The following is a 23,731-nucleotide window of genomic DNA, read 5'->3' on the forward strand; positions in this document are numbered from 1 at the left end:
GAAGTCCATATCCCGCCCATTCGAAAATCAGGCGGCGATGCCGGGCACATCCTCCAGCCGGTACCAGACCGGAATGCCGCGCTCGGTTGCGATCTTCACATCGTTATCGGCCCCCTTGGAGGCACCGGGCAGGCGCAAAACCCCGTCGCAGAGCTGCAAAAGGCGCCCGGCCGTCGGGTGAAAAATCTCTTCATAGAGGTCGTCACCCACTTCCTTGCCACCCGCCGCATGCCAGACCGGCATAGCCACCCATTCGCCGATCATCGGCAGGTGTCCTGCCTTGAACAAAGCGTGCGAGGGCTCTTCCAGCCGCTTAAGGTTAGCGGCCATCTTTTCCGGGTCGTCACCGGTGCCGGAACGGTAAGGGCCGGCGATCAGTATCAGCATGTCATCCTCCAAAAAACGTCCGCAATCATCACGGAATTACACGATATTGCCCGAATTGAATTGTATCTCAGCATCAATTCGGGCATATTCATAACTATTCGTGCAATTTCATGCAGAGTCAAGACATGCTGACGACACAACGCAAGGCCCTCATTCTCGACCGACTGCGCGCCCAGGGCCAGATCATCGCCAAGGACGTGGCGGAGGAATGGTCGCTGTCGGAAGACACGATCCGCCGCGATCTGCGCGAGATGGCGGCGGAAGGGCTTTTGAAGCGGGTGCATGGTGGCGCGATGCCGCTTTCGCCGGACCTGCCGGATTTTTCGGCGCGACGGACGATTTCTTCCGATGCCAAAAAGCGGCTGGGATCAACGGCGGCGGCGATGATAAAGCCCGGCCAGACGGTGTTTTTCGATGGTGGCACCTCGACGGCCGAGATCGTTCGGGCGATCCCGCGCGACCTTGGCTTTACCGCTATCACCCACAGCCCGACGATCGCGGCGGAACTGGAGCATTTTTCGGCGGCCGAGGTGATCCTGATCGGCGGAAAAATCTACAAACATTCGATGGTGGCAACGGGTGCCGCGGCGATGGCGCAGATCAGCCTGATGCGGCCCGACATCTTTTTTCTCGGCGTGACCGCCGCCCACCCTGCCCGCGGGCTTTCGACCGGCGATTTCGAGGAAGCGGCGATCAAGCGCCATATCGCCACCTGTTCGGCGGAGACGATCACCCTGCTGACGGAGGAAAAGATCGACGCCGTTTCGCCGCACACGATCATGCCGGTGACGGAACTTTCGTGCATGATCGTGCAAAGCGGGATCGGCGAAGAACGCCTGGCGCCCTACCGGGCGCTCAGGCTTTCTATCGTGGAAGTCTGATCGTCTGGATCAGGCAAACATCGCGTCGGTCACGCGGATATCGCCGACGCGAAGACCGTTCCAGTTCTTCATCGTGCGGTTGGCCATGCCCATCAGGGTTTCCTGCGTTTCGCTGCCCTTTTCGAAATAACGGGCGATCAGCGCAAAGATCATCGCTTCGGCGGCGCGGGTCGTGCCGTCTTCGCATTTCACCGCCATGGCGAGGCCCTGCTCGGGAAGGGCTGCGACGAAGACGCCTTCGGCGCCGGTCTTGGCAAAAATCTTGCCCGGCGCGACCTGCATCAGCTTCGTGCAGGCGCGGTTGGTGCCGGCAACGTAGAAGGGTTCGGCCATGCAGGCCTCGATCAGCCGGCGCGAGGCTTTTGCACGGACGGGCTCGAGGCCCTGACCGGTCAGCATTTTTGCAAAACCATGGGCCAGGCCCTTGAGCGGCACGGCATAGGTCGGGATGGAGCAGCCGTCGGTGCCGCAATTGTCTTCGGCCAACACGGCGCCGGTCAGGCTTTCCATGATGCCGCGGATTTCCTGCTGCAGCGGATGTTCGTAACCGACATAACCTTTCAGCTGCGTGCCACTGTGAACGCAGGCGCAGACGAAGCCGGAATGTTTGCCGGAGCAGTTGTTGTGCAGGGCGGTCGGCGCGGTGATCGTGTGCGCCTGATGGATCAGCGCGCTCTGCTCGGACGACCAATGGGCGCCGCATTCAAGGGCGGAAACATCCTGGCCCGCCTTTGCCAGCATCGAAGACGCCATCGCGACATGCACGTCTTCGCCGGAATGCGAGGCGCAGGAAAAGGCCAGCTCCTTGTTGCCGAAACCATAGGCATCGGCAGCGCCGCTTTCCATCAGCGGCAGCGCCTGCATGGCCTTGCAGGACGAGCGCGGAAAAACGCCCGCCTCTGCATCACCGAAGGAAAACACGGTCTTGCCGCTTGCATCGACCACCACGCCAAGGCCGCGATGGCGGCTTTCGACGAGATTGCCGCGGGTCACTTCAACGGTCACGGGATTTTGCATGGTCAGTCCTGAATTGTCTGGCTTCAATGGATGTTTCAAGCATGAGCGGCCCTGAAGCTGCCCCGGTGGCGGCCTTCATAACCGGTTTGCGCTTAAGTTGCACAGGAATGCTTATGAAAGCGGTAAAACGATTATTGCTCGTCATCTTCATCATCTACCTCGTGCCGACCTTCGCTTCGGCCGGATTGTGGGCGATGCGCGATCACCCGTCAGGCTGGAGCGCGGCAAGATGGTCTTCCGCCGGCATTCTGCCGAAGCCGGAAGACGCGCCCGACGCAGCAATTTACGTGTTTTCGGCAATGACCGGCGGCCTGAAGGGCTCGGTCGCGAGCCATGCCTGGATCGTCTTCAAGGAAAAGGGCGCAAAAGCCTATACGCGCTACGACAAGGTCGGCTGGGGCAGCCCGATCCGCCGCAACCACCGGGAACCGGATGCCTACTGGTATTCCAATCCGCCGCAGCTGGTCACGAAGATCACCGGCTCAAAGGCGGAACTGCTGATCCCCAACAAGGTCGAGGGCGCGATCGCCGCCTATCCTTATGCGGAGCCCGGTGGCTACACGATCTGGCCCGGGCCGAACTCAAACACTTTCGTCGCCTATGTCCTGCGCACCTTGCCGGAGCTCGGCGCCGTGCTGCCGCCACATGCTGTGGGGCGCGACTATCTGCCAAACGGCGAATTCGTGCATCTCGACGAGGATGGCCGCGACCTGCATGTGACGATCCGCGGCCTGATCGGCTTTTCCGCCGGCGTTCGCAGCGGTTTTGAGCTGCATGTCCTCGGTCTGGTCGCCGGCCTCGATCTCGCAAATCCCGGCATCAAGGTGCCGGCGGTCGGGCGGATCGGGATTTGAGGGTCAGCCATGCATAAAACGCAAAACGCCCGCAGGGATGCGAGCGTTTGCAGACAAGATGATCAGATTGCGATCAGAAGCCGACGGCGGCGCGTGCGACGCGGCGGATATCGTTGCGTTCGATACCGAGGTCATTGAGTTCACGCGAGGTCATACGGCCCAGTTCGGCAACCGTCTGACGGTACTTGCGCCAGTTGTTCAGAGTGCGTGTAATGGTCATGATGGTCCCCTTTCCTGGGTTTTCGAAGTCTTGGCGGCCAGCTGTTTGGCGCCCTCTCTGTCTTCGATGACCCTTATATACTCTGCCTATTTCTGAACCAAAAGCGCTGGCTTTTCACCTCACCCATGCGTTCTTTGCATGGGTCATCGTGACATGGATCAAGGAAAGCGGATGGAGGAACTGAAAGGGAATGCCGGAAACGGAAAAGGGCCGCACGAGGCGACCCTTCCATGAGTTTGGTCCGGTTGAACGAACCCGGGCCGTCTTCGCGACAGTCCGAAGGAAAGTGAGGTTCAGGCCGAGGGTTGCCCCGTCAAGACCGCCACCTTTCCATTGCCCGTTACACAGACCGAAATCTCATTAGACATTGGATCACCTTCCTTTCACTACGTTGACGATGACTAAAAGGTAGGAGCGATCCGCTTTCCCTGCAAGGCAAGTTATGTAAACGGTCGCGCATGTAATTGAGTTGCTATCTCATGCGGTTGCGTTACCATTCGCACGCTCGCCGGATATGGCCGACTGCCCGTTCCGCATTCCGGCCCGCTCTGGGCTGATTTTCACAACTGGACATCCGCAACCGCTGCGCTAGATCGACCGCATATTGCGTCCGATTTTTACGACAGGTTTGCCCGTGAAGCTGCCGACAATCCGCAGAGACGAGACCAGCCCCTCAGAAGCCGGCAGGGAGATGACCCTGCTAGAACCGCCGCTTTCGATCACCGTTATCCAGACGCTCGATGACAAGGCGCAGGCCTATATCCTGCAGATGCGCTCCTACGGCGTGAAGAAGGAGGGCAAGTCGTGGACACATGCCCTGATCTGGACATGGCTCGTCGCCGCACTCGCCTTCGGGGCGATCTGGTTTGACGAGATCAAGGCTCAGGGCTTTTCGCGGTTTCTCGCGGAATTCGACCTCATGAGCGTCCTGCCGACGCTGATCCTGCTGATGGCCGCAAGCGCCGTGCTGTATCTCCTTTCGCGCGGGGCAGAAGCCCGCAAACGGTCGGGTTACCGGGCACATCTGCGGCGCACCGGCGAGGAAGGTGAGCGCGGGATAACGATCGTTTTCGACGGCGAAGGCATTTCCACCAGGGAGACGAGCGGCGAAGTGCGGTTTTTGCCCTGGCGGCCGGAAATCGCATTTTTCGAGGACGAGCGCTGGCTCTGCCTGTTCATGCCGATGCAGGAGATGAATATCGTCATCCCCAAACAGCAGCTGACGCCGCAGGAGATCGAGGCCGTGCGCCGCTGGAACGGCCTGCGCGACAAGGGCCCTGTCGACGAAAGGCCGAAAGCGCAGGCGGGCCTTGCCGGCCGGGAAATCCTGCGCACGCAGGAATTCGCACCGGAAAAACCCGAGCTCGTGGCTGCAATGCTCGAGATTGCGAATGCGCCGGGCTGGCGCTATCGGCGGCGCAAGACCTATCTCACGCTCGCCCTTTGCTCCGTTCTTCTGATGCCCGCCTTCTATCTGGTCGGCTGGCTTGTCGACCCGGACCGCCTGCCCCTGGCGCTGACCTGGCCGCTTTATCTTGAACTGTTTGCGACGACATTCTGGATCCCGGCCGCATGGGGGCTTGGCGCGGTTACGGCTTTGATGTTGGCGCAGCCCTGGCTGCAGCGGTGGAATGCCGGTTATTTCGCTTCGAAAATGATGGAAACTGGCTTTGGCCGCGGCATTGCCGTATTCGGCGAAAAAGGCATCTGGAACGACAATCTGACGGACCGGCAGTTTCTGCCCTGGCCGACGATCCGTGCTTTCCGGTTCACCGACCAGCATATCCTGATCACCTTCCGCATGGGCGCGGTTATGGCCTATCCGAAAAGCGCCCTGCCACCCGGCACGCTGCCTGAGGTCGAGACGCTGTTTCGTGAGCGTGCCGGAAAGCCGCTTACAACCGAAGGAGCCGCCGCATGAAACGCGTGTCCCTTGCCGCCGTGTTGATCCAGCTGCTGGCGGCCACGGCTTCGATTGCACAGGACGTGCAATCGGAAGCGCCGACCGAAATCACCCTGGATGACGGCATTTCCTTCACCCTGCCGGCCGGATGGGTGGTCGCGAACCGGCGTGATACGCGCCGCGGCGACAAGGGGCAGCTTTCCGTCAATCTCGTTTGCGAAAGCGCGCGTTGTCAGAAAACGCAGGAGACCTGCCATTTCAGGATGCCGGCGCAGAGATCCGGCACGCAAGGCGGTGACGCGGCAAGCCTGGCTGCACTTTATGCCGACCCGCTCGACCGCTATTTTCGCCTCCGCGCGGTAAGAAACGCCACCAGCAAGGATGCGGAATTCAGAAAGATGCTCGGGCCGATGACGATCGGTACACGCGACTGGCAGGTGGTCGAGACCGATGCCCGCCACAACATGAAATCCGGCCTGTTCGCCCAGACTTTTATCGACGGTTTCGAGATCCTTGCCATCTGCAAGACCTGCGAAACCGGCGAGATCCGCCATCAGGGTGCGATGGAGATGATGAAGAGTTTTCGGCGCGACGAGGATTGAGGCGACGAGGTTCTGGAGACGACCTCCCCTATGCGCGACCTTGGCCAGGGGAAGATCGTCGGAGCTTGCAAGGGCAATCAGATCGTCAGGATGATCTTGCCGATATGATTGCTTTCCTCCATCAGCCGGTGCGCCTCGGCGACCTCGGCAAACGGCAGGACCGCGTGGATGACGGGCGCGACTTCGCCCTTCTCGAGCAGCGGCCAGACTTCCGCCAGAAGATCGTCGCGGATCGCCTGTTTTTCATCTGCCGTGCGCGGGCGCATGGTCGATCCGGTCACCGTCAGGCGCTTGACCATGATCGGCGTCAGGTTGACCTTTTCGGCGACATTGCCACCGAGGAAGGCGATGATCGACAGGCAACCGTCCTTGGCGAGGATGGAGAGGTTCTTTTCGAGATAATCGGCGCCGATCATGTCCAGCACCGCATCGACGCCCTTGCCGCCGGTCTCGGCCTTGATCACCTCGGCAAAATCTTCTTTTCTGTAGTCGATGCCGCGCTTGGCGCCGAGCTTTTCGCAGGCCTCGCATTTTTCGCGGGAGCCGGCCGTGGCGTAAACCGTTGCCCCAAACGCCTTGGCAAGCTGGATCGCGGTCGTGCCGATACCGCTGGAACCACCATGGATGAGGACGCTTTCGCCTTCGGTAAGGCCTGCCATCTGGAAGAGATTGGCCCAGACGGTGAAGAAGGTTTCCGGCAGGGCAGCGGCCTTCACAGCGTCATAGCCCTTCGGCCAGAACAGCGCCTGACCGGCCGGCACGGCGCAATATTCGGCATAACCGCCGCCATTCGCAAGCGCGCAGACCTTGTCGCCGATCTTGAAGGTGGACACGCCCTCCCCGAGAGCAACAACTTCACCGGCGATTTCGAGCCCGAGGATCGGACTTGCATCCTTCGGCGGCGGATAAGCACCCTTGCGCTGCTGCACATCCGGCCGGTTGATGCCTGCCGCCTCGACCCTGACGAGGATTTCGCCCGGACGGACGCTCGGCAGCGGCCCGGTGGCGGCCGTCATCACATCCGGCGCACCAAAGGACGGCAGGTCAATGTAGCGCATGGTTGCGGGTAAGGTCATTGAAGGCTCTCCTCTCAGCAATTGTTCACTGACTTAGGACAGTCCCTTGCCGGTTAAAAGGCGACGTTCGGCCGCGTGGTCATTTTGTCTCGGTGAAACCGGAGCGCGGATTTCAGCCGCAGGACGGCACGGTCGCGAAGGTGGCGCCGATCTGGGACAGGGGCGGATGCTTTGGATTGGCCTCCTTGTAACCGTCGCTGTCGAACCAGGTATCCGTATTGCCGATCGCGATCGGCTCATCGGCCCACCATGGCTTGAAGACGCCGCTAACAAGCTTGAGCTCGACATCGGCGCTACCGACCTTCAGGACCTGCCAGCACCCCTCTGCCTCGCCCTCATCGGCACCGGCAAGGATGCGGTTGCTGTCCGAATCCCAGTGCTTGACCTGTTTTACGAAATCGCCTGCCTTGAACTGAACCTCGGCTGCAGCGGGAAGCGCCCATGACACGGACAGGAGAAGGATCGGAAAAAACCTGCTCATGGAATACCAGACCTCAGATAGCGCAGTTCAGGGGAACCGCGGGATTGGGATCGATTGACGGCATGTCCTTGAGGCAGATAGCCCGGCCGGCCGGCATTTCAACAACTGCCGGCGGTTTTTATCCGGGCCTTTTCACAGAGGCCCGGTTACTGGGGTCAGACGATTAGCGGTCGCCGAAGGTGGCAAAGACGAGGCCGTCTTCGCTTTCCTTGGCCGCAGCCTTGACGGCGGCGATTTCCGAGCCGATGCGGGCGACGTCATCGAGAACGAGGCCCTGCGGCAGTTCGACGACACCGATCGAGCAGCGCAGGAGCGGGAAATCCCGTTCAAGGCCGGCACGGTCATGGCCGCGGATCTTTCCGGCCAGGCGCTCTTCTTCCGAATAAAGCTCGATCGCGTCGTCATGGAAATCCGACAGCAGGCGCTCGAGGATTTCCGACAGTTCTTCCTGGCTCCAGTCGCGCACGCCGATGAAGAAATCATCGCCGCCGACATGGCCGAGGAAATGTTCGTCGGAGAAGAAATAACGCTTCATCAGGGCCGCAAACAGCGAGATCGCATGGTCGCCCATGTGGAACCCGTAATGGTCGTTGAACGGCTTGAAATTGTCGAAGTCGCAATAACAGAAGAAACGCGGCTGATCGTCGTCACGGCCGGCCTCGCGCATGAAATCGCGGATGGCGTGATTGCCCGGCAGGCCCGTCAGCGGGTTCTGGTCCTGGGCGATCTTCAGCTGCTTTTCGTTGACGACCTTGATGAGCGATGCCGCAGAGACGACGCCGGCATAACGCATGTTCTCGGTGAGGATGACGCAGGCACTGTTTTCCATATTGGCAAACAGGCTCATCAGCTCTTCCGCCTCGGCATCAAGACCGATGATCGGTGCGCGTTCGACGAAATGCGAGATCGAGCGCTCATAGACCTTGTTCTTCAACAGATCGCGGCCGAAGGGCTGATAGATATATTCCTTCAGGTGATATTCGTTAATGACGCCGCGCGGCTCGCCATTGGCATTCAGGACCGGAAAAAAGGCCTGGCGCGGATTGCGGCGGAAGAGTTCAAAGATGCTGTCGATGCTCTCGTTTTCATAAACCGTCGGCAGGTGTTCGATCTGCTTTCGGATGAGGATCTCGTCGAGCGACTGGCTGGAACGGCGCGAACGGCCGATATCGGCGAGATAGGAAAACGAGGTCTGCAGCTCGTTGATAAAAGTGGTAGGCCGGGCGATGAACCAGCCCTGGACCAGATCGACGCCGTTATCGCGGCAGGTCAAAAATTCCGCTTCGGTCTCGATGCCCTCGGCAATCACGCGGATACCGAGAACATGGGCAATGTTGACGATGCTCTTGAACAGATGCCGCTTGCGCGGATCGGAATCGACGCCCGAAACGAAATGGCGGTCGATCTTCAGGTAATCGATCGGGTAGTCGCAGAGCAGTTTCATTTCGCCATGGCCGACGCCGAAATCGTCGATGGCCAGCTTGAAACCCGCCTTGCGCATGGCGGTGACCAGCTCGGCGAATTGCGGCACGCTGGTATTGTCGAAACGCTCGGACAGCTCGAAACAGACGGAAGACGGCGCAATGCCGGCCTGGCGCAGGTGCTGGACGATCTTTTCGAGGAAATGGTGGCCGTCCTGGATCAGCCGCACATCGAGATTGAGGAACAGCGTCGAGGAGGAGAAATCCGGCAGGCTGGCGAATTTCGCCAAGGCCCGTGCCGCCATCATCTGCTCGAGAGCGAGAAGCTGTCCACCATCCTGCGCCTGATCGAGCAGTTCGAGCGGCGAGGAAAAACCGAGGCGCTCATGACCGCGCAGGAGTGATTCATAACCGAAGACCGAACCGGTGGCGACTTCGACAATGGGCTGAAAAGCGTTTTCGAGAACCAGTTTTCCGAGGGCAATCAGCTGATCGCTCGCATAACGACGGAAGACGCCGGGTTCCAGAATGGCCGCTGACGACATGACTTGACCTACTCCAATGCGCAATGGCCTTTAAGAATTAGGCCGGTACCTTGGCGGTCAATCGTCAAGATTCCCTTTCTGGCAAATGACAGTTCTATGAAACTTTGACGACATCAGATTCTCTTTTTATTACAATTGCTTATAAAGTCAGTCAGCACGACCTACAGCAGCCAGGAAGACGCGATCCAGACGCACCGCTTCATCGGCATTCAGGCCGCCTGAATAATCGGCTTGGCGCGGCCGATGCGCTCCTGCTCCTTCGGGTCGTGCATGGCCTGCCAGAGATCGCTGCGCCGCTGGATGTTCAGCCAGAAATCCGCACTATTGCCAAAAACCCGCGCCAAGATGAGCGCCGTCGGCACGGTCATGCCGCGCCGGTCGTTGCAGAGTTCGTTGACATGCTTGCGCGGCACGCCCATCGCCTCGGCGAGTACCGATTGCGTCAGCTTCATCGGCTCCATGAATTCCTCTATAAGGATCTCACCGACCGTGGCCGGCTTGCGCGGTGTCATCAGCATGCTGCACCTCACCTGCTTCAAAGGGTTATGCCGCGCTTTTTGGATAGTATGGTTCGCAATCGTTTCTTGATTGCGGATGCGATCGAAAATAACTCACTCTAACCGAGTTCCGATCGTAAGAAAGCCGAGCAGCCATGGCCCGCCCGAATATTCTCATCATCATGGTCGACCAGCTGAACGGCACGCTGTTTCCGGATGGCCCGGCGGACTGGCTGCATGCGCCTCATCTGAAGGCGCTCGCCGCCCGTTCGGCGCGGTTTCAAAACAATTACACGTCCTCGCCGCTCTGCGCCCCGGCGCGGGCCTCGTTCATGGCCGGGCAATTGCCGAGCCGGACGCAGGTTTATGACAATGCCGCCGAATATGTCTCCTCGATCCCGACCTATGCGCATCACCTGCGCCGCGCCGGATATTACACGGCGCTGTCCGGAAAGATGCATTTCGTCGGGCCGGACCAGATGCATGGCTTCGAGGAGCGGCTGACGACCGATATCTACCCGGCCGATTTCGGCTGGACGCCGGATTACCGCAAGCCGGGCGAGCGGATCGACTGGTGGTATCACAACATGGGCTCGGTTACCGGCGCCGGTGTCGCCGAAATCAGCAACCAGATGGAATATGATGACGAGGTCGCCTTCCTCGCCAACCAGAAGATCTATCACCTGTCACGCGAGCGGGACGATGCGGACCGGCGGCCGTGGGCGCTGACGGTTTCCTTCACCCATCCGCACGACCCCTATGTGGCCCGGAAAAAATTCTGGGATCTTTATGAGGATTGCGAGCACCTGGTGCCGGAAATCGGCATGCTCGACGAGCAGGATCCGCATTCTGCCCGCATTCTCAAATCCTGCGATTATGCCGCCTTCGACATTTCCGAAGACAATGTCCGCCGTTCGCGCCGCGCCTATTTCGCCAACATTTCCTATATCGACGAAAAGGTCGGCGAGCTGATCGACACGCTGACCCGCACCCGCCAGCTGGACGACACACTGATCCTGTTCTGCTCCGACCATGGCGATATGCTGGGCGAGCGCGGATTGTGGTTCAAGATGAACTTCTTCGAGGGTTCGGCGCGCGTGCCGCTGATGGTCGCAGGCCCAGGCGTCACCCCTCACCTCCACACCGTACCCGTTTCCAATCTCGACATCACCCCGACGCTCTGCGACCTCGCCGGCATTTCCATGGCCGAGATCGCGCCCTGGACGGATGGCGAGAGCCTGAAGCCCGTCATCGACGGCGCCACGCGCACGACGCCGGTTCTGATGGAATATGCCGCCGAAGCCTCCTATGCGCCGCTGGTCGGCATTCGCGAGGGCAAGTGGAAATATATCCATTGCATGCTCGATCCGGACCAGCTCTATGATCTGGAAAGCGATCCGCACGAACTGAAGAACCTGGCAGACGATCCGGATTTCGCCGAGGTCGTGGCCATGTTCCGCAAAAAGCGGGAAGACCGCTGGGATATGGGCGCCTTTGACGCCGCCGTTCGCGAAAGCCAGGCGCGCCGCTGGGTGGTTTACGAGGCGCTCCGAAACGGCGCCTATTACCCCTGGGATCATCAGCCCTTGCAAAGGGCATCCGAGCGCTACATGCGCAATCACATGAACCTCGACAATCTCGAGGAAAGCAAGCGCTATCCGCGCGGAGAATGACCATGAGAGCCCAGCCTATTGCCAGCCATTTCATCGACGGCGAATATGTCGAGGATACCGACGGCACCGTGATCGAAAGCCTTTATCCGGCAACCGGCGAAGTGATTGCAAGGCTGCATGCCGCGACGCCCGCCATCGTCGAGCGCGCCATTGCCGCCGCCAAGCGCGCCCAGCCGGAATGGGCCGCGATGAGCCCGACCGCGCGCGGCCGTATCCTGAAACGTGCCGCCGAAATCATGCGCCAACGCAACCGCGAGCTTTCCGAGCTTGAAACGCTCGATACCGGCAAGCCGATCCAGGAAACGATCGTCGCCGACCCCACTTCCGGCGCCGACAGCTTTGAATTTTTCGGCGGCGTTATCGCAGCCGGCATGAACGGCGAATATATCCCGCTCGGCGGCGATTTTGCCTATACGAAGCGGGTGCCGCTCGGCGTCTGCGTCGGCATCGGCGCCTGGAACTATCCGCAGCAGATCGCCTGCTGGAAGGGCGCCCCTGCCCTTGCCGCCGGCAATGCCATGGTCTTCAAGCCCTCCGAAAACACGCCGCTCGGTGCTCTGAAGATCGCCGAAATCCTGATCGAAGCCGGCCTGCCGAAGGGGCTTTACAATGTCATCCAGGGCGACCGGACGACCGGGCCGCTGCTCGTCAACCATCCCGATGTCGCAAAAGTGTCGCTGACCGGCTCGGTGCCGACCGGCCGCAAGGTGGCAGCGGCGGCTGCCGGCAATCTGAAACATGTGACGATGGAGCTCGGCGGCAAGTCGCCACTGATCGTGTTCGACGATGCCGATATCGACTCGGCGATCGGCGGCGCCATGCTCGGCAATTTCTATTCGACCGGCCAGGTCTGCTCCAACGGCACGCGCGTCTTCGTGCAGAAGAAGATAAAGCAGGAATTCCTCTCCCGCCTCAAAACCCGCACCGAAAACATCGTCATCGGCGAACCGCTGGACGAGGCAACGCAGATGGGGCCGATGGTTTCCTTCGACCAACGCCAGAAGGTTTTGGCCTATATCGACAAGGGCAAGGCCGAGGGCGCGACGCTCCTGACTGGCGGCGGCCTGCCGAACCATGTGACCGGTGAAGGCTATTACATCCAGCCGACCGTGTTTGCCGACGTGACCGACGAGATGACCATCGCCCGCGAAGAGATCTTTGGGCCGGTCATGTGCGTGCTCGATTTCGAGGGTGAGGAAGAGGTGATCGCGCGGGCCAATGCCACCGAATTCGGCCTTTCGGCCGGGGTCTTTACCGCCGATATTTCCCGCGCTCATCGTGTCGTCGATCAGCTGGAAGCCGGGACTTTGTGGATCAACACCTACAATCTCTGCCCGGTGGAAATCCCCTTTGGCGGCTCGAAGCAGTCCGGTTTCGGGCGCGAAAATTCGCTTGCAGCGCTTTCGCATTATTCCGAGCTGAAGACGGTTTATGTCGGCATGGGCAAGGTCGAGGCGCCGTATTGAGGATGGGATCAGTCCGGCTCGACCTCGAAGACGAGATCATCCAGATCGATCCTGAGCGCCTTGGCGATGCGCTGCAGCACGTCCACCGAGCCAGTCTTCTTGCCGGCCTCGATCTCGGAGAGTTCAAGTTCGGATATGTCGGCGGCTGCGGCAAGTTCCGCGACCGACATTTTGCGATAGGTGCGATAGGTGCGGATGCGGCTGTCGGTTTCCCACAATTCATAGACAAGCTCAGCAGGCCACGTTTCCTCGCCCGCTCTAACACGCTCCATCACACGCTGTGCGTGGATGGTGTCGAGCAAATCCTCGTATTCCTCTTCAGGAACCAGAACATAAGACTGACCGTCGATCACGGTTTTCTGCAACTGCCCCATGTCTTCCTCCTAATAGACGCTTCCGCGTGGGCCGACTTCGACAACCACAACCAAGGCCGTCTGCTCATCGATGATGACACGATCGTCTCCGACTCGAATTCGAACGAGCCCGCTGCCTTTGAGTTTTTTCACATCGACCTTATCGCCGCGTGCGAAGGAATCAACTTTACTTCGGATAGCAGCGCGCCGCTTTGGCTGCATTCGTTCCAGCTCTTTCCGGGCGGCTCTCGTATACTGCACAAGCTTCATGAATATAGCCCCCAGCGATACAATTGACCACCGCAAATAGCGATCAGAAACACACCCTATAGTAGCACATAAGAAACCTACGGGAACAATCATGCAGGCAGATTTCGTCATCATCGGTTCCGGGTCGGCAGGATCCGCCATGGCCTATCGCCTGTCGGAGGACGGCAAAAATTCGGTGATCGTCATCGAGGCGGGCGGCACGGATATCGGGCCATTCATCCAGATGCCGGGCGCTCTTGCCTGGCCGATGAGCATGAAACGCTACAATTGGGGTTATCTTTCCGAGCCTGAACCGAGGCTCAACAATCGCCGCATCACCGCGCCGCGCGGCAAAGTGATCGGCGGGTCATCATCGATCAATGGCCTCGTTTATGTCCGCGGCCATGCGGAGGATTACAATCGTTGGGAAGAGCTCGGCGCGAGCGGCTGGGCCTATGCGGACGTGCTGCCCTATTTCAAGCGCATGGAACATTCGCATGGTGGCGAACAGGGCTGGCGCGGCACGGATGGGCCTTTGCATGTGCGGCGCGGGCCGGTGACCAATCCGCTCTTTCACGCCTTCATCCAGGCCGGTTCCCAGGCAGGCTTCGAGCTGACCGAGGATTATAACGGCTCCAAGCAGGAAGGTTTTGGGCTGATGGAGCAGACGATCCACAATGGTCGTCGCTGGTCCGCCGCCAATGCCTATCTAAGGCCTGCCCTGAAACGCCCGAATGTCGAGATCGTCTATGGTTTCGCCAATAAGGTGGTGATCGAGAACGGCCGGGCGACCGGTGTTGAAATCCTGCGCAAGGGTGTCACCGAAGTTATTAAAGCGAACCGGGAAGTCATCGTCGCGGCCTCATCCTTCAATTCGCCAAAACTGCTGATGTTGTCCGGCATCGGGCCTGCGGCGCATCTGAAGAAGATGGGGGTCGACGTGGTGGCAGACCGGCCGGGCGTCGGCGCCAATCTGCAGGACCATATGGAATTCTATTTCCAGCAAGTCTCGACAAAACCGGTCTCGCTTTATTCCTGGCTGCCCTGGTTCTGGCAGGGCGTGGCCGGCGCCCAGTGGCTGATGACCAAGGGCGGGCTCGGTGCTTCCAACCAGTTCGAGGCCTGCGCCTTTTTGCGCTCGGAAGCCGGGCTGAAACAGCCTGACATCCAGTTTCATTTCCTGCCCGTCGCGATCTCCTATGACGGCAAGGCGGCGGCCAAGAGCCACGGGTTCCAGGTGCATGTCGGCTACAACCTGTCGAAATCGCGGGGTTCCGTTACGCTGCGTTCGGCCGATCCGGCGGCCGAACCGGTGCTGAACTTCAACTATATGAGCCATGAGGAAGACTGGATCAAATTCCGCCACTGCGTGCGCCTGACCCGCGAGATCTTTGCCCAGAAGGCGTTTGACGAGTATCGCGGCCCGGAAATCCAGCCCGGTGAAAAGGTGCAGTCGGACGAAGAGATCGACGCCTTCCTGCGCGAACATCTGGAAAGCGCGTACCATCCCTGCGGCACCTGCCGCATGGGAGCCAAGGACGATCCGATGGCGGTCGTCGATCCGGAATGCCGGGTGATTGGCGTGGAGGGATTGCGCGTCGCGGATTCCTCGATCTTCCCGCATGTCACCTATGGCAATCTCAACGGCCCGTCGATCATGACCGGCGAGAAGGCTGCGGATCACATTCTCGGAAAGCAGCCGCTGCCGCGCAGCAACCAGGAGCCCTGGGTCAATCCGCGGGCGATGGTGAGTGATCGGTAGTCGGGACGGTCAGTGGTAATCGTCTTCGCGCTGATGGCGGATGGCTGCAACGGAGACAATATCGCTGCCATCGATACGAAAAAGGACTACGTAACCCGACGCGCCAAACGGGACGACCAGTTCGCGAAGCAGCGGGCTGTCTTCTGAAGCTTTCCGGCAAGAAAAGGGAAATTGCTCAAGCAATTTGATCGCATCCCGGATTTTGGCCAGAGCACGTTCGGCGAGGTCGATATCGTAGGCAATCAGATAATCATAGAGCCGATCGAAATCTTCGATCGCTTCATCCGTATACCGGATTCGATAGCTCATTTCTTTGTTGCCGAACGCGCAGCCTTGGCTGCGGCAAGCTTGGCTTCCAGCATGTTCAACACATCTTCTGAAGTGTGGTACCGCCCGGTTTGCTCGGCTTTTTCCAGGGATGCCAGCCCCCGCGCGATGAATTCCGCCTGCGTCTTCCGGAAATGCACCTGGCGCTTGACGGAATCCTCGACAAATGCCGACAGCGTCTCGCCCTCCTTCAGCACGCTTTCGGCAGCGGCACGCAGTTTCGGGTCGACACGCAGAGAGGGAATGGTCGCAGTTTTCATATCATCGCTCCATGCGTTGCAATTGCGATGCAAGGATGCGCCTATCGCAATCGCCTGGCAAGGGACTATTGAGGCCGTTCACTCAGTGACGCAGGACATAAGGAATCCGAATACCCGGCAGACCGACTGGAAAATCCTTCGTGTTCCTGGTGACCAGCAGCATCGAATGAATATCGGCGCTGGCCCAGATGATGGCATCGGGCAACCTTATTTTGTAATGCTGCCGAAGTGAAACAGCCCTGTCGGCAACGGCCGCGTCGAGATGAACGATATTCAGCGTATCGAGGAATGCGCGTGTCGCCGCCGCAAGATCAGGCGGCGCACCCACCAAGACCTCCATCCACGTCACGATGCTGATGCTGGGCCGGTCGTATCGCTCAAACTCTTCACGGCCCTCGGGTATCGAATTCAGATAGTCGATGATGATATTGGTGTCGAACAGCACCTGATCGATCACCATTCTCCACGAACTTTTTTCTGGAATTCGAGGCCGTCGATCGTGCGATTTCCCCATAGACCGTAGGCATCAATCTTGGCCTGTCTATCGTTCTTGTCCAGAAGGGCTCGTACAGCGCGCTCGATCAGCAACTCGCGGGACGTGTTTTCTGCCTGAGCCAGGCGGTCCAACGCCTCGATCTCCGCTTCAGGCAATTCGACAAGGGTCCGCAAGACAATCTCCATGGCAATCGCGAGCCAAGAATATCGAATACAGGCAGGGAATACCAGAAATCAGTTCACCGCCACCAGCGTCTTCAGCCGCTCCACGATCAGCCGCTCGATTGCCTTGTAGTCGCCGTCGAAATGGTGGCCGCCGTTGCGGGCGAGCACTTGTGCGCCAGCGATCGCCTGAACGTCCGGGCAGGCCGTGTCCTCTTCCTTGATGCCGTAGACGCACTGGATCTTGAAAGGCTCGATCGCCTTCAGGTCCTCCACCGGATCGCCATGTTTGCCGGCGCCGGCATAACCCAGCCAGCCGGTGACGGCGATCTCGAAATCGGCCTGGTGCGACAGCGCGAGAAGCGAGATGAGCGAGACCATTTTGCGATCGGCTTCCGGCAGCGCCCGGTAGGTTGCCGGCAGGATGTTGGCGCCGAAAGAATAACCGATCAGCACGACATGGCCTACACGATAGCGCTTGCGATAGGTATCGATGATGCGCGACAGGTCGGCGGCCGTCGCTTCCGGGCCCTTTTCCGTCCAGAAATAGCGCAGCGCATCGACGCCGACGACCGGAATGCCGTCTTCCACCAGATAGGCGGCGAGCTTGCGGTCGATATCGCGCCAGCCGCCGTCGCCGGAATAGATGATCGCCATCGTGTCATGCGCAGCCACTGTATCCAGCGGGATGATCGGCAGGTCGAGTGGCGTCGAGGCATCACGCTGATGGCGCAGCATGACGACAAGATCGCGCAGCAAAAGTTCAGGGGCGGTTACGGCGGTGCCGGGATCAGTCGCAGCGTCGGCGGTCTCGATATCGGCATGAGCCGCGCGCAATTCCCCGACATGGGCGCGGCCGGCCTCATCTGCCTGCGGGCCGAAAACGACACGGACCGGGTTCGGCAGCGGGCCATCGGTCAGGCCATAGGCCATGCCGCCCTCAACGGGCGTCTTTTTTGCCGGAGTGCAGAGGATTTTCTGGAGTGCGATATCGGCTTTCGGATTAATGGCGAGCGTGCCGGCGATCGTCGAGGGCGGGGTCTGGGCGGCGATTGCCAGTGCCAGCGCGCCGCCGGCGCCGATGCCTGCGACCAGCGGCTGGTGATAGATCGGCATATTCCGGTCGCGGTGAATGCGCCGGCTGATCTCCTCGATGTCGGAGACCAAGTAGAGGCAGTCGCGCTCTTCGGCAGAGAGGGAAGCGTAATAGTCCGGCAGATCGACACCGACAACGACGGCGCCTTCGGCGACCAAAGCATCGGACATGTCCTCCTCATCGTCCGTCCAGCCGTCTTCATCCGACAGGAGGATCACGATGCCGGAGGCGTTTTCATCCGGATAGGCAATAAGCGAGGTCGGCAGGCTTGCCAGCTCGCTATAGGTCTCGCAATCCGCATTGGCGACAAAGGACGCAATCGTCAGACACCCGACGATGATCGGCAACAGCTTCATCGGCGCAGGATGCCCTTGACCCCTCCGGCAATCAGCTTGGTAACATCGAACAGTGCCACGACAGGCATGCCGCGGCCGCTGACAGCGAGGTAACGCGGCTGCCATTCCGGATCGAATTTAGACTTGAAGGCGAGCACGCCCTGGAAATTGTAAAAGCGCTCACCCTTGCGGAAAATGCGCTCGCCGACATGATTCCACAGCGGCGCGCGGCGATGGGTGGAAAGGCCGGCCAGCGGCGCCATGCCGAGATTGAGCGTACGGAAACCTTCGGCCTTCATATGGTCCATGATGCGCACGAAGAGCAGATCCATCATGCCGCGATGGGTATCGGGAATATGCCGCATCAGGTCGATAAAGGCATCGCCGCCGGAATTCGTCGTGTGGAGATTGGCGAAGGCGACGATGCGGCCTTCGAGCCGGATGATCGCGACCGGGCCTGCTGCAACATAGGCCGGCTGGAAAGTGCCGAGCGAAAAGCCCTTTTCGGCCGCATTATGGGCGGCAAGCCAAACACGGGAAACTTCCAGCAGTTCGTCCAGCACGGCCGGCACTTCGGCTGCGGGCAGCATGGAGAATTGCAGGCCGTCGCGTTCGGCACGGTTGATCGAACGGCGCAGCTTTAGCCACGCCCCGCCCTTCAAGTCGAATTTCGTCAGGTCAACGACGGCCTGTTCGCCGAGCTTGTAAGGCTTCAGGCCCGCTTCGACCGCGCAGGGCAGGAAATCGGCGGAGACCTGGTAGAAGACCGGACGGCAGCCATCCTTGCGGGCCTCGTCCATGAAACGCATGATCAGGCCCGGCCATGCCTTGCGGCAGCCGACGGGATCAAACAGCGCCGCCCAGGTTTTTCCGGAGCGGGCATACATGATGAAGGCCTTGCCGCATTCGGAAAACAGAAGGTTCTTGTCGCCAAGACGTACAAGGCCAGCGCTGGCGCTCGGCTGTGCTGCCAGAATATCGACAGCGCGGGCGAGGTCTTGGCTCGAAGGCCGGGCGCGCTTCGGTCGATTGACGCGCAAAGCCCGTGCGGCAACCAGGCAACCGGCCAGAACGGCGGCGGCCAGCATGACGGAGACATGCACGCCCTTGTCCACCATGACCATGCGCCAGCTGACGGCGACAAGATTGTCTTCCAGGAAAACATAGAGGGAAAGGCAGACGGTAAAGGCCAGGAGACCGAGGAAAAGGACGATGCTCCTGTCCGGCACAAGCCGCCGCAGCAGGTTATCCTGCAAGAAAGCCCCAAAGCTTGCAGCTTTCAGCTGGCCCGCCGCATCCTGATGCAAGGGTTCGGCGATTTCATTGGCGACGTCTGCCATGGATTACCTGTCGGAGAAAACAAAACCGCGATTTCTATAGCGTAAACCCATTTACCGAAACTTACGCGCAGCGGCTGCATATCAGCTTATTTCCGTCAGAAAATTGACGCTGATCAATTTTGACGCGAAGTTCCGGCAGTGATGCGGCGGTGCATCTCAAGACGTGGCTAAGAATGGGTTAGCGGGAAGAGAAGACAGGCCGCGATAGACACGCGCCTTGTGTGCGGGAGCCCGCTGGTTCGTCCTGCCGTATCTTTGCCGACTTGCTCGACGGGTGTTTGATGAGGCGCAACGCCCCTCACCAAAACCTACTTTGCAAACACTTTCCAGCGCGTCGGACGGAAGCGCACTTCGCTGCCGAGCTCGACGGCCGCGTGCAGCGGCACTTCGACCTCGACATGATAAGGCGCGTGGCCGTCATTGGCGATGTCGATCTCGGCGATACGCGTACCGGCAAGGCGGCGGCTGGCAGTGACCTTGCCACAGAGCGCGTCCTTCTCGTCAACCAGCGCGACATCTTCCGGCCGGAAGAACAGGTCGCCTTCGCCTTGCCCAGCTTCGGAAATACCGATCGGCTCACCCTGGAAGAGGACCGTGCCTTCCTTAACCGACACCGGCAGATGCGAGGATTCGCCGATGAAGGAGAAGACGAAAGGCGATTGCGGGCGGTCGTAAACATCATCGGCCGAACCGACCTGCTCGATTTTTCCCTGGCTCATGACGACGACGCGATCGGCGAGTTCCAGCGCCTCTTCCTGATCGTGGGTGACGAAGACCGTCGTGTGGCCGGTGCGGTCGTGGAATTCGCGCAGCCAGCGGCGCAGTTCCTTGCGCACCTTGGCATCGAGCGCGCCAAACGGTTCGTCGAGGAGCAGGATGCGCGGCTCGATTGCCATGGCGCGGGCGAGCGCCACGCGCTGGCGCTGGCCGCCGGAGAGCTGGTTCGGATAACGCTTTTCGAGACCCGAAAGCTGCACCATGTCGAGCAGTTCGGAGACGCGGCGGCGGATTTCGGCTTTTGCCGGGCGCGTGGCCGACGGGCGAACCTTGAGGCCGAAGCCGATATTGTCGGCGACCGTCATATGCCGGAACAGCGCATAATGCTGGAAGACGAAACCGACATTGCGGTCCTGAACCGAATGATGCGAGGCATCCTCGTCGCCGAACAGGATCTGGCCGGCGGTCGGGAAATCAAGACCGGCGATCAGGCGCAGCAGCGTCGTCTTGCCGGAGCCGGAGGGGCCGAGCAACGCGATCAGCTCGCCCGAGGCAATTTTCAGCGAGACATCGTTCAGCGCCGGAAAGCGCTCGAATTCCTTGCGGATATTGTTGACCGTAACTTCCAAGAGAGCGCGCCTTTCAATGCCTGCCGCCGGCAGCGCCGGCACCGAACCGAAGTTCGAGAAATGTTTTCAATGCGAGCGTGACGAGGGCAAGGGCCGCCAGCAGCGAGGCCACGGCAAAGGCCGCCACCATATTATACTCATTATAGAGTATCTCGACATGCAGTGGCATGGTGGTCGTCACGCCCCGGATACGGCCGGAGACGACAGAGACGGCGCCGAACTCACCCATGGCGCGGGCGTTGCAAAGCAGCACGCCGTAAAGCAGGCCCCATTTGATATTGGGCAGCGTCACATACCAGAAGGTCTGCAAGCCGGAGGCCCCAAGCGAAAGCGCCGCCTCCTCGTCGCCTGTGCCCTGGTCTTCCATCAGCGGGATCAGCTCGCGAGCGACGAAGGGAAAGGTGACGAAGACGGTGGCCAGCACGATGCCCGGCACGGCAAACAGGATCTCGATGCCGTAGCTCTTGAGCAAGGGGCCGAGAAAGCTGGCTGAGCCGAACAGCAGCACATAGACCAGGCCGGAAATGACCGGCGAGATCGAGAATGGCAGGTCGATCAGGGTAATCAGGAACGACTTGCCCTTGAACTCGAATTTGGCGATCGCCCAGGAGGCACAGAGGCCGAAGATCAGGTTGAGCGGCAGGGAGATTGCCGCGACAGTGAGCGTCAGCCAGATGGCGGCTGCGGCGTCCGGCTCGATCAGCGCCTCGTAATATTCCTCCCAACCCTTGCGAAACGCCTCGACGAAAACCGAGACGAGCGGCAGGACCAGAAAGAAGCCGAGAAAGGCGACCATCAGCACGACAAGCACGAGCTTGAAAACAAGGCCCTCATCGGTCGGGCTGCGGAAGGTTTTGGGGCGCCCATTCACGCGACGGATATCAGCCATTGCCATATCTCCTGCGGTTCCAGCCCTGGATCAGGTTGATGACAAAAAGCATGGCAAAGGAGATCAGCAGCATGATCGTCGCGATCGCCGTTGCGCCGGCATAATTGAACTCCTCCAGCCGGATGACGATCAACAGCGGCGCGATTTCCGAGACGTAAGGAATATTGCCCGCGATGAAGATGACCGAGCCATATTCGCCAACGCCACGGGCAAAGGCGAGCGCAAAGCCGGTCAGGATCGACGGCGTGAGGCCGGGCAGGATGACCTTGAAAATGGTCTGCAGCCGGCTCGCTCCGAGCGTTGCCGCGGCCTCCTCCACCTCACGGTCGAGTTCTTCCATGACAGGCTGGACGGTACGCACCACGAAGGGAAGGCCGATGAACACCAGCGCGATGACGATGCCATAAGGCGTGAAGGCGATGCGGAAAGGCATGAAGAACGAACCGACCCATCCCTGCGGCGCGTAAAGCGAGGCAAGCGCGATACCGGCGACCGCCGTCGGCAGCGCGAAAGGCAGATCGACCATCGCATCGATCAGCCTGCGGCCGGGAAAGCGGTAGCGGGTCAGGACCCAGGCGGTGATGACGCCGAAGACCACATTGACCAGTGCCGCAAAGAAGGCCGTGCCGAAAGAGACGTAGAGTGCGCGCAGCGTGCGCTGGTCGAGAAGTACGGCAAAAAAGCCGCCCCAGCCGAGGGCGGCCGTTCGCCAGAACAGCCCGGCGATGGGAATGAGGATGATCAGCGACAGGTAGGCGAGCGAAAAGCCGAGCGTCAACCCGAAACCCGGGATGATGCTCGGCCGTTTCAGTCGCCACCGCGTCAATGCGGCAGTGGCGGTATGCGTCATTCAATATCCCGACTTGGCTGCGATTGCGGACGACATGGTCGGCTTATTTGCCGGGCTTGTAGATCTGGTCGAAAATGCCGCCATCGCCAAAATGTTCCGGCTGCGCCTTCTTCCAGCCGCCGAAGATCGGATCGTCGATGGTGACGAGCTTGATCGGCGGCAATTGCTTCAACAGTTCCGGTTTTACCACTTCGGGCTTCGACGGGCGATAGAAGTGCTTGGCGGCGATGTTCTGGCCCTCGTCCGAGTAGAGATACTGGAGATAGGCCTCGGCAACCTTGCGGGTGCCCTTGGCGTCAACGACGCTATCGACGACGGCGACCGGCGGTTCTGCGAGAATGGAGATCGGCGGCACGACGATGTCGAACGCGTCCTTGCCGAATTCCTCACCGGCCAAATAGGCCTCGTTTTCCCAGGCGAGCAGAACGTCACCGATCTGGCGCTGCGCGAAGGTGACGGTGGCGCCACGGGCGCCGGTATCGAGAACCGGGGCTCGCTTGTAGAGCTCGCCCACATAGGCCTTGATCTTGTCTTGATCGCCCTTGAACTCTTCGTTCGCCCAGGCCCAGGCCGCGAGATAGTTCCAGCGGGCGCCGCCTGAAGTCTTCGGGTTCGGCGTGACGATCTGCACGTCCCCCTTCACCAGGTCACCCCAGTTCTTGATGCCCTTCGGATTGCCCTTGCGGACGAGGAAGACGATGGTCGAAGTGTAGGGAGATGCGTGGTTCGGCAGGCGGTCGCGCCAGCCGGCCTTGATCTTGCCGGTCTTCTCGATGGCGTTGATATCACTTTCCAGCGCGAGCGTCACGACATCGGCGTCGAGACCGTCGATCACCGAACGTGCCTGTGCGCCGGAACCGCCGTGCGAGGCACGCACGGTCACGTCATCGCCACCCTGCGCCTTCCAGTATTTGGCGAAGGCCGCGTTGAAATCCTTGTAGAGCTCGCGGGTCGGATCGTAGGACACGTTGAGAAGCTGGGTCGCGGCGAAGGTCGGTGCGACCGAGCCGACGGCAAGCGACAGGCCCAGAATTGCGGTTCCGAGAACCTTGCCGAAAGAGCTTCCGAATGGTTTGGCAGATGTGAACATGCGTTCCCTCCTGATGTCTGCTCAAAACTCTATCGGTTAGGTCGAGTTAGTCAATCTGAGGCAAAAAGAAGGCAAAACTGTTTCCCTCGGCCGCTTTGGCGCAGCACAGAAGCCCCGGACAGGCATGTTCATGGAGAAGAGGCCGTTCGGCAAA

At 60.1% G+C, this 23,731-nt stretch carries 26 protein-coding genes; 7 read left to right on the forward strand and 19 right to left on the reverse strand.

Annotated elements, in window-relative coordinates; genetic code table 11:
* Positions 1 to 27: 27 nt before the first annotated feature.
* Positions 28 to 387 carry a DUF4406 domain-containing protein gene (locus FHW37_RS09335; protein WP_145635321.1) on the reverse strand — a complete coding sequence of 120 codons (360 nt, stop codon included), beginning with the start codon at positions 385 to 387 and terminating at the stop codon, positions 28 to 30.
* 125 nt (positions 388 to 512) lie between these two features.
* Here FHW37_RS09335 and FHW37_RS09340 point away from each other — a divergent pair, with 125 nt between their 5' ends.
* Positions 513 to 1,268 carry a DeoR/GlpR family DNA-binding transcription regulator gene (locus FHW37_RS09340; RefSeq protein WP_145635324.1) on the forward strand — a complete coding sequence of 252 codons (756 nt, stop codon included), beginning with the start codon at positions 513 to 515 and terminating at the stop codon, positions 1,266 to 1,268.
* A gap of 9 nt (positions 1,269 to 1,277) precedes the next feature.
* Here the strand turns inward: FHW37_RS09340 and FHW37_RS09345 are convergent, their stop codons facing one another.
* A complete protein-coding gene (locus tag FHW37_RS09345) occupies positions 1,278 to 2,285 on the reverse strand; it encodes an asparaginase (protein WP_145635326.1) in 1,008 nt (335 codons plus the stop codon).
* Positions 2,286 to 2,398: 113 nt separating this feature from the next.
* Between FHW37_RS09345 and FHW37_RS09350 the strand changes: the two genes are divergently transcribed.
* Complete coding sequence (locus FHW37_RS09350; RefSeq protein WP_145635328.1) at positions 2,399 to 3,139, forward strand: DUF3750 domain-containing protein; 741 nt, start codon at positions 2,399 to 2,401, stop codon at positions 3,137 to 3,139.
* A gap of 73 nt (positions 3,140 to 3,212) precedes the next feature.
* Here the strand turns inward: FHW37_RS09350 and FHW37_RS09355 are convergent, their stop codons facing one another.
* Positions 3,213 to 3,359: a DUF1127 domain-containing protein gene (locus FHW37_RS09355; protein WP_145635330.1), complete on the reverse strand. Its 147-nt coding sequence runs from the start codon at positions 3,357 to 3,359 to the stop codon at positions 3,213 to 3,215.
* A gap of 691 nt (positions 3,360 to 4,050) precedes the next feature.
* Between FHW37_RS09355 and FHW37_RS09360 the strand changes: the two genes are divergently transcribed.
* A complete protein-coding gene (locus tag FHW37_RS09360) occupies positions 4,051 to 5,280 on the forward strand; it encodes a YcxB family protein (RefSeq protein WP_145635332.1) in 1,230 nt (409 codons plus the stop codon).
* A complete protein-coding gene (locus tag FHW37_RS09365) occupies positions 5,277 to 5,864 on the forward strand; it encodes a hypothetical protein (protein WP_145635334.1) in 588 nt (195 codons plus the stop codon). Before FHW37_RS09360 ends, FHW37_RS09365 begins: the two co-directional genes overlap by 4 nt.
* 77 nt (positions 5,865 to 5,941) lie before the next feature.
* Here the strand turns inward: FHW37_RS09365 and FHW37_RS09370 are convergent, their stop codons facing one another.
* The 4 genes from FHW37_RS09370 to FHW37_RS09385 form a co-directional block, all read right to left on the reverse strand.
* Positions 5,942 to 6,940: an NAD(P)H-quinone oxidoreductase gene (locus FHW37_RS09370; protein ID WP_186458198.1), complete on the reverse strand. Its 999-nt coding sequence runs from the start codon at positions 6,938 to 6,940 to the stop codon at positions 5,942 to 5,944.
* Positions 6,941 to 7,052: 112 nt separating this feature from the next.
* A complete protein-coding gene (locus FHW37_RS09375; protein ID WP_145635337.1) occupies positions 7,053 to 7,421 on the reverse strand; it encodes a hypothetical protein in 369 nt (122 codons plus the stop codon).
* A gap of 163 nt (positions 7,422 to 7,584) precedes the next feature.
* Positions 7,585 to 9,387, reverse strand: a complete 1,803-nt coding sequence (locus FHW37_RS09380) for a bifunctional diguanylate cyclase/phosphodiesterase (RefSeq protein ID WP_145635339.1) — start codon at positions 9,385 to 9,387, stop codon at positions 7,585 to 7,587.
* Positions 9,388 to 9,596: 209 nt separating this feature from the next.
* Positions 9,597 to 9,905, reverse strand: a complete 309-nt coding sequence (locus tag FHW37_RS09385) for a HigA family addiction module antitoxin (RefSeq protein ID WP_145635341.1) — start codon at positions 9,903 to 9,905, stop codon at positions 9,597 to 9,599.
* A gap of 134 nt (positions 9,906 to 10,039) precedes the next feature.
* On the opposite strand from FHW37_RS09385, the gene betC reads away from it, so the two are divergent.
* Positions 10,040 to 11,557, forward strand: coding sequence for a choline-sulfatase (betC, locus tag FHW37_RS09390; protein ID WP_145635343.1), 1,518 nt, complete (start codon positions 10,040 to 10,042; stop codon positions 11,555 to 11,557).
* A gap of 2 nt (positions 11,558 to 11,559) precedes the next feature.
* Complete coding sequence (gene betB / locus FHW37_RS09395; protein WP_145635345.1) at positions 11,560 to 13,023, forward strand: betaine-aldehyde dehydrogenase; 1,464 nt, start codon at positions 11,560 to 11,562, stop codon at positions 13,021 to 13,023.
* Between the two features lie 8 nt (positions 13,024 to 13,031).
* On the opposite strand, the gene FHW37_RS09400 is transcribed toward betB, so the two are convergent.
* On the reverse strand, positions 13,032 to 13,397 hold the full coding sequence (locus tag FHW37_RS09400; protein WP_145635347.1) for a helix-turn-helix domain-containing protein: 366 nt from the start codon (positions 13,395 to 13,397) through the stop codon (positions 13,032 to 13,034).
* Positions 13,398 to 13,406: 9 nt separating this feature from the next.
* Positions 13,407 to 13,646 carry a type II toxin-antitoxin system RelE family toxin gene (locus FHW37_RS09405; RefSeq protein WP_145635350.1) on the reverse strand — a complete coding sequence of 80 codons (240 nt, stop codon included), beginning with the start codon at positions 13,644 to 13,646 and terminating at the stop codon, positions 13,407 to 13,409.
* Between the two features lie 91 nt (positions 13,647 to 13,737).
* On the opposite strand from FHW37_RS09405, the gene betA reads away from it, so the two are divergent.
* Positions 13,738 to 15,387 (forward strand): choline dehydrogenase, encoded by a 1,650-nt coding sequence (betA, locus tag FHW37_RS09410; RefSeq protein WP_145635352.1) that lies wholly within the window; start codon positions 13,738 to 13,740, stop codon positions 15,385 to 15,387.
* 9 nt (positions 15,388 to 15,396) lie between these two features.
* On the opposite strand, the gene FHW37_RS09415 is transcribed toward betA, so the two are convergent.
* From FHW37_RS09415 to FHW37_RS09460, 10 genes are all read right to left on the reverse strand, one after another.
* Positions 15,397 to 15,696 (reverse strand): type II toxin-antitoxin system RelE/ParE family toxin, encoded by a 300-nt coding sequence (locus FHW37_RS09415; RefSeq protein ID WP_145635354.1) that lies wholly within the window; start codon positions 15,694 to 15,696, stop codon positions 15,397 to 15,399.
* A complete protein-coding gene (locus FHW37_RS09420) occupies positions 15,693 to 15,974 on the reverse strand; it encodes a YlcI/YnfO family protein (RefSeq protein WP_145635356.1) in 282 nt (93 codons plus the stop codon). The genes FHW37_RS09415 and FHW37_RS09420 overlap by 4 nt, the downstream gene beginning before the upstream one ends.
* Positions 15,975 to 16,056: 82 nt before the next feature.
* Positions 16,057 to 16,434, reverse strand: a complete 378-nt coding sequence (locus FHW37_RS09425; protein ID WP_246690713.1) for a type II toxin-antitoxin system VapC family toxin — start codon at positions 16,432 to 16,434, stop codon at positions 16,057 to 16,059.
* Positions 16,428 to 16,643: a CopG family transcriptional regulator gene (locus FHW37_RS09430; RefSeq protein ID WP_145635357.1), complete on the reverse strand. Its 216-nt coding sequence runs from the start codon at positions 16,641 to 16,643 to the stop codon at positions 16,428 to 16,430. Before FHW37_RS09430 ends, FHW37_RS09425 begins: the two co-directional genes overlap by 7 nt.
* Before the next feature lie 60 nt (positions 16,644 to 16,703).
* Positions 16,704 to 18,083, reverse strand: a complete 1,380-nt coding sequence (locus FHW37_RS09435; protein WP_186458199.1) for a virulence factor family protein — start codon at positions 18,081 to 18,083, stop codon at positions 16,704 to 16,706.
* On the reverse strand, positions 18,080 to 19,402 hold the full coding sequence (locus FHW37_RS09440; protein ID WP_145635362.1) for a GNAT family N-acetyltransferase: 1,323 nt from the start codon (positions 19,400 to 19,402) through the stop codon (positions 18,080 to 18,082). Before FHW37_RS09440 ends, FHW37_RS09435 begins: the two co-directional genes overlap by 4 nt.
* 308 nt (positions 19,403 to 19,710) lie before the next feature.
* The gene (locus FHW37_RS09445) at positions 19,711 to 20,748 is read right to left on the reverse strand and encodes a sulfate/molybdate ABC transporter ATP-binding protein (RefSeq protein WP_145635364.1); all 1,038 of its coding nucleotides are present in this window, start codon (positions 20,746 to 20,748) and stop codon (positions 19,711 to 19,713) included.
* A gap of 13 nt (positions 20,749 to 20,761) precedes the next feature.
* Positions 20,762 to 21,637 carry a sulfate ABC transporter permease subunit CysW gene (gene cysW, locus FHW37_RS09450; RefSeq protein ID WP_145635366.1) on the reverse strand — a complete coding sequence of 292 codons (876 nt, stop codon included), beginning with the start codon at positions 21,635 to 21,637 and terminating at the stop codon, positions 20,762 to 20,764.
* Positions 21,630 to 22,487 (reverse strand): sulfate ABC transporter permease subunit CysT, encoded by an 858-nt coding sequence (gene cysT / locus FHW37_RS09455; protein ID WP_145635368.1) that lies wholly within the window; start codon positions 22,485 to 22,487, stop codon positions 21,630 to 21,632. The genes cysW and cysT overlap by 8 nt, the downstream gene beginning before the upstream one ends.
* 43 nt (positions 22,488 to 22,530) lie before the next feature.
* Complete coding sequence (locus FHW37_RS09460; RefSeq protein ID WP_145635370.1) at positions 22,531 to 23,577, reverse strand: sulfate ABC transporter substrate-binding protein; 1,047 nt, start codon at positions 23,575 to 23,577, stop codon at positions 22,531 to 22,533.
* Positions 23,578 to 23,731 lie beyond the last annotated feature (154 nt).

This window comes from Neorhizobium alkalisoli, from assembly GCF_007829835.1.
GTDB lineage: Bacteria > Pseudomonadota > Alphaproteobacteria > Rhizobiales > Rhizobiaceae > Neorhizobium.

Coding starts and splice junctions, on each gene's coding strand:
- cysT (WP_145635368.1), bottom strand. CDS start 22,487: ATGACGCATACCGCCACTGCCGCATTGACGCGGTGGCGACTGAAACGG.
- FHW37_RS09400 (WP_145635347.1), bottom strand. CDS start 13,397: ATGGGGCAGTTGCAGAAAACCGTGATCGACGGTCAGTCTTATGTTCTG.
- betC (WP_145635343.1), top strand. CDS start 10,040: ATGGCCCGCCCGAATATTCTCATCATCATGGTCGACCAGCTGAACGGC.
- betA (WP_145635352.1), top strand. CDS start 13,738: ATGCAGGCAGATTTCGTCATCATCGGTTCCGGGTCGGCAGGATCCGCC.
- FHW37_RS09385 (WP_145635341.1), bottom strand. CDS start 9,905: ATGCTGATGACACCGCGCAAGCCGGCCACGGTCGGTGAGATCCTTATA.
- FHW37_RS09365 (WP_145635334.1), top strand. CDS start 5,277: ATGAAACGCGTGTCCCTTGCCGCCGTGTTGATCCAGCTGCTGGCGGCC.
- FHW37_RS09375 (WP_145635337.1), bottom strand. CDS start 7,421: ATGAGCAGGTTTTTTCCGATCCTTCTCCTGTCCGTGTCATGGGCGCTT.
- FHW37_RS09335 (WP_145635321.1), bottom strand. CDS start 387: ATGCTGATACTGATCGCCGGCCCTTACCGTTCCGGCACCGGTGACGAC.
- FHW37_RS09345 (WP_145635326.1), bottom strand. CDS start 2,285: ATGCAAAATCCCGTGACCGTTGAAGTGACCCGCGGCAATCTCGTCGAA.
- FHW37_RS09460 (WP_145635370.1), bottom strand. CDS start 23,577: ATGTTCACATCTGCCAAACCATTCGGAAGCTCTTTCGGCAAGGTTCTC.
- FHW37_RS09420 (WP_145635356.1), bottom strand. CDS start 15,974: ATGAAAACTGCGACCATTCCCTCTCTGCGTGTCGACCCGAAACTGCGT.
- FHW37_RS09415 (WP_145635354.1), bottom strand. CDS start 15,696: ATGAGCTATCGAATCCGGTATACGGATGAAGCGATCGAAGATTTCGAT.
- FHW37_RS09360 (WP_145635332.1), top strand. CDS start 4,051: ATGACCCTGCTAGAACCGCCGCTTTCGATCACCGTTATCCAGACGCTC.
- FHW37_RS09425 (WP_246690713.1), bottom strand. CDS start 16,434: ATGGTGATCGATCAGGTGCTGTTCGACACCAATATCATCATCGACTAT.
- cysW (WP_145635366.1), bottom strand. CDS start 21,637: ATGGCTGATATCCGTCGCGTGAATGGGCGCCCCAAAACCTTCCGCAGC.
- FHW37_RS09435 (WP_186458199.1), bottom strand. CDS start 18,083: ATGAAGCTGTTGCCGATCATCGTCGGGTGTCTGACGATTGCGTCCTTT.
- betB (WP_145635345.1), top strand. CDS start 11,560: ATGAGAGCCCAGCCTATTGCCAGCCATTTCATCGACGGCGAATATGTC.
- FHW37_RS09355 (WP_145635330.1), bottom strand. CDS start 3,359: ATGACCATTACACGCACTCTGAACAACTGGCGCAAGTACCGTCAGACG.
- FHW37_RS09340 (WP_145635324.1), top strand. CDS start 513: ATGCTGACGACACAACGCAAGGCCCTCATTCTCGACCGACTGCGCGCC.
- FHW37_RS09350 (WP_145635328.1), top strand. CDS start 2,399: ATGAAAGCGGTAAAACGATTATTGCTCGTCATCTTCATCATCTACCTC.
- FHW37_RS09405 (WP_145635350.1), bottom strand. CDS start 13,646: ATGAAGCTTGTGCAGTATACGAGAGCCGCCCGGAAAGAGCTGGAACGA.
- FHW37_RS09440 (WP_145635362.1), bottom strand. CDS start 19,402: ATGGCAGACGTCGCCAATGAAATCGCCGAACCCTTGCATCAGGATGCG.
- FHW37_RS09380 (WP_145635339.1), bottom strand. CDS start 9,387: ATGTCGTCAGCGGCCATTCTGGAACCCGGCGTCTTCCGTCGTTATGCG.
- FHW37_RS09370 (WP_186458198.1), bottom strand. CDS start 6,940: ATGACCTTACCCGCAACCATGCGCTACATTGACCTGCCGTCCTTTGGT.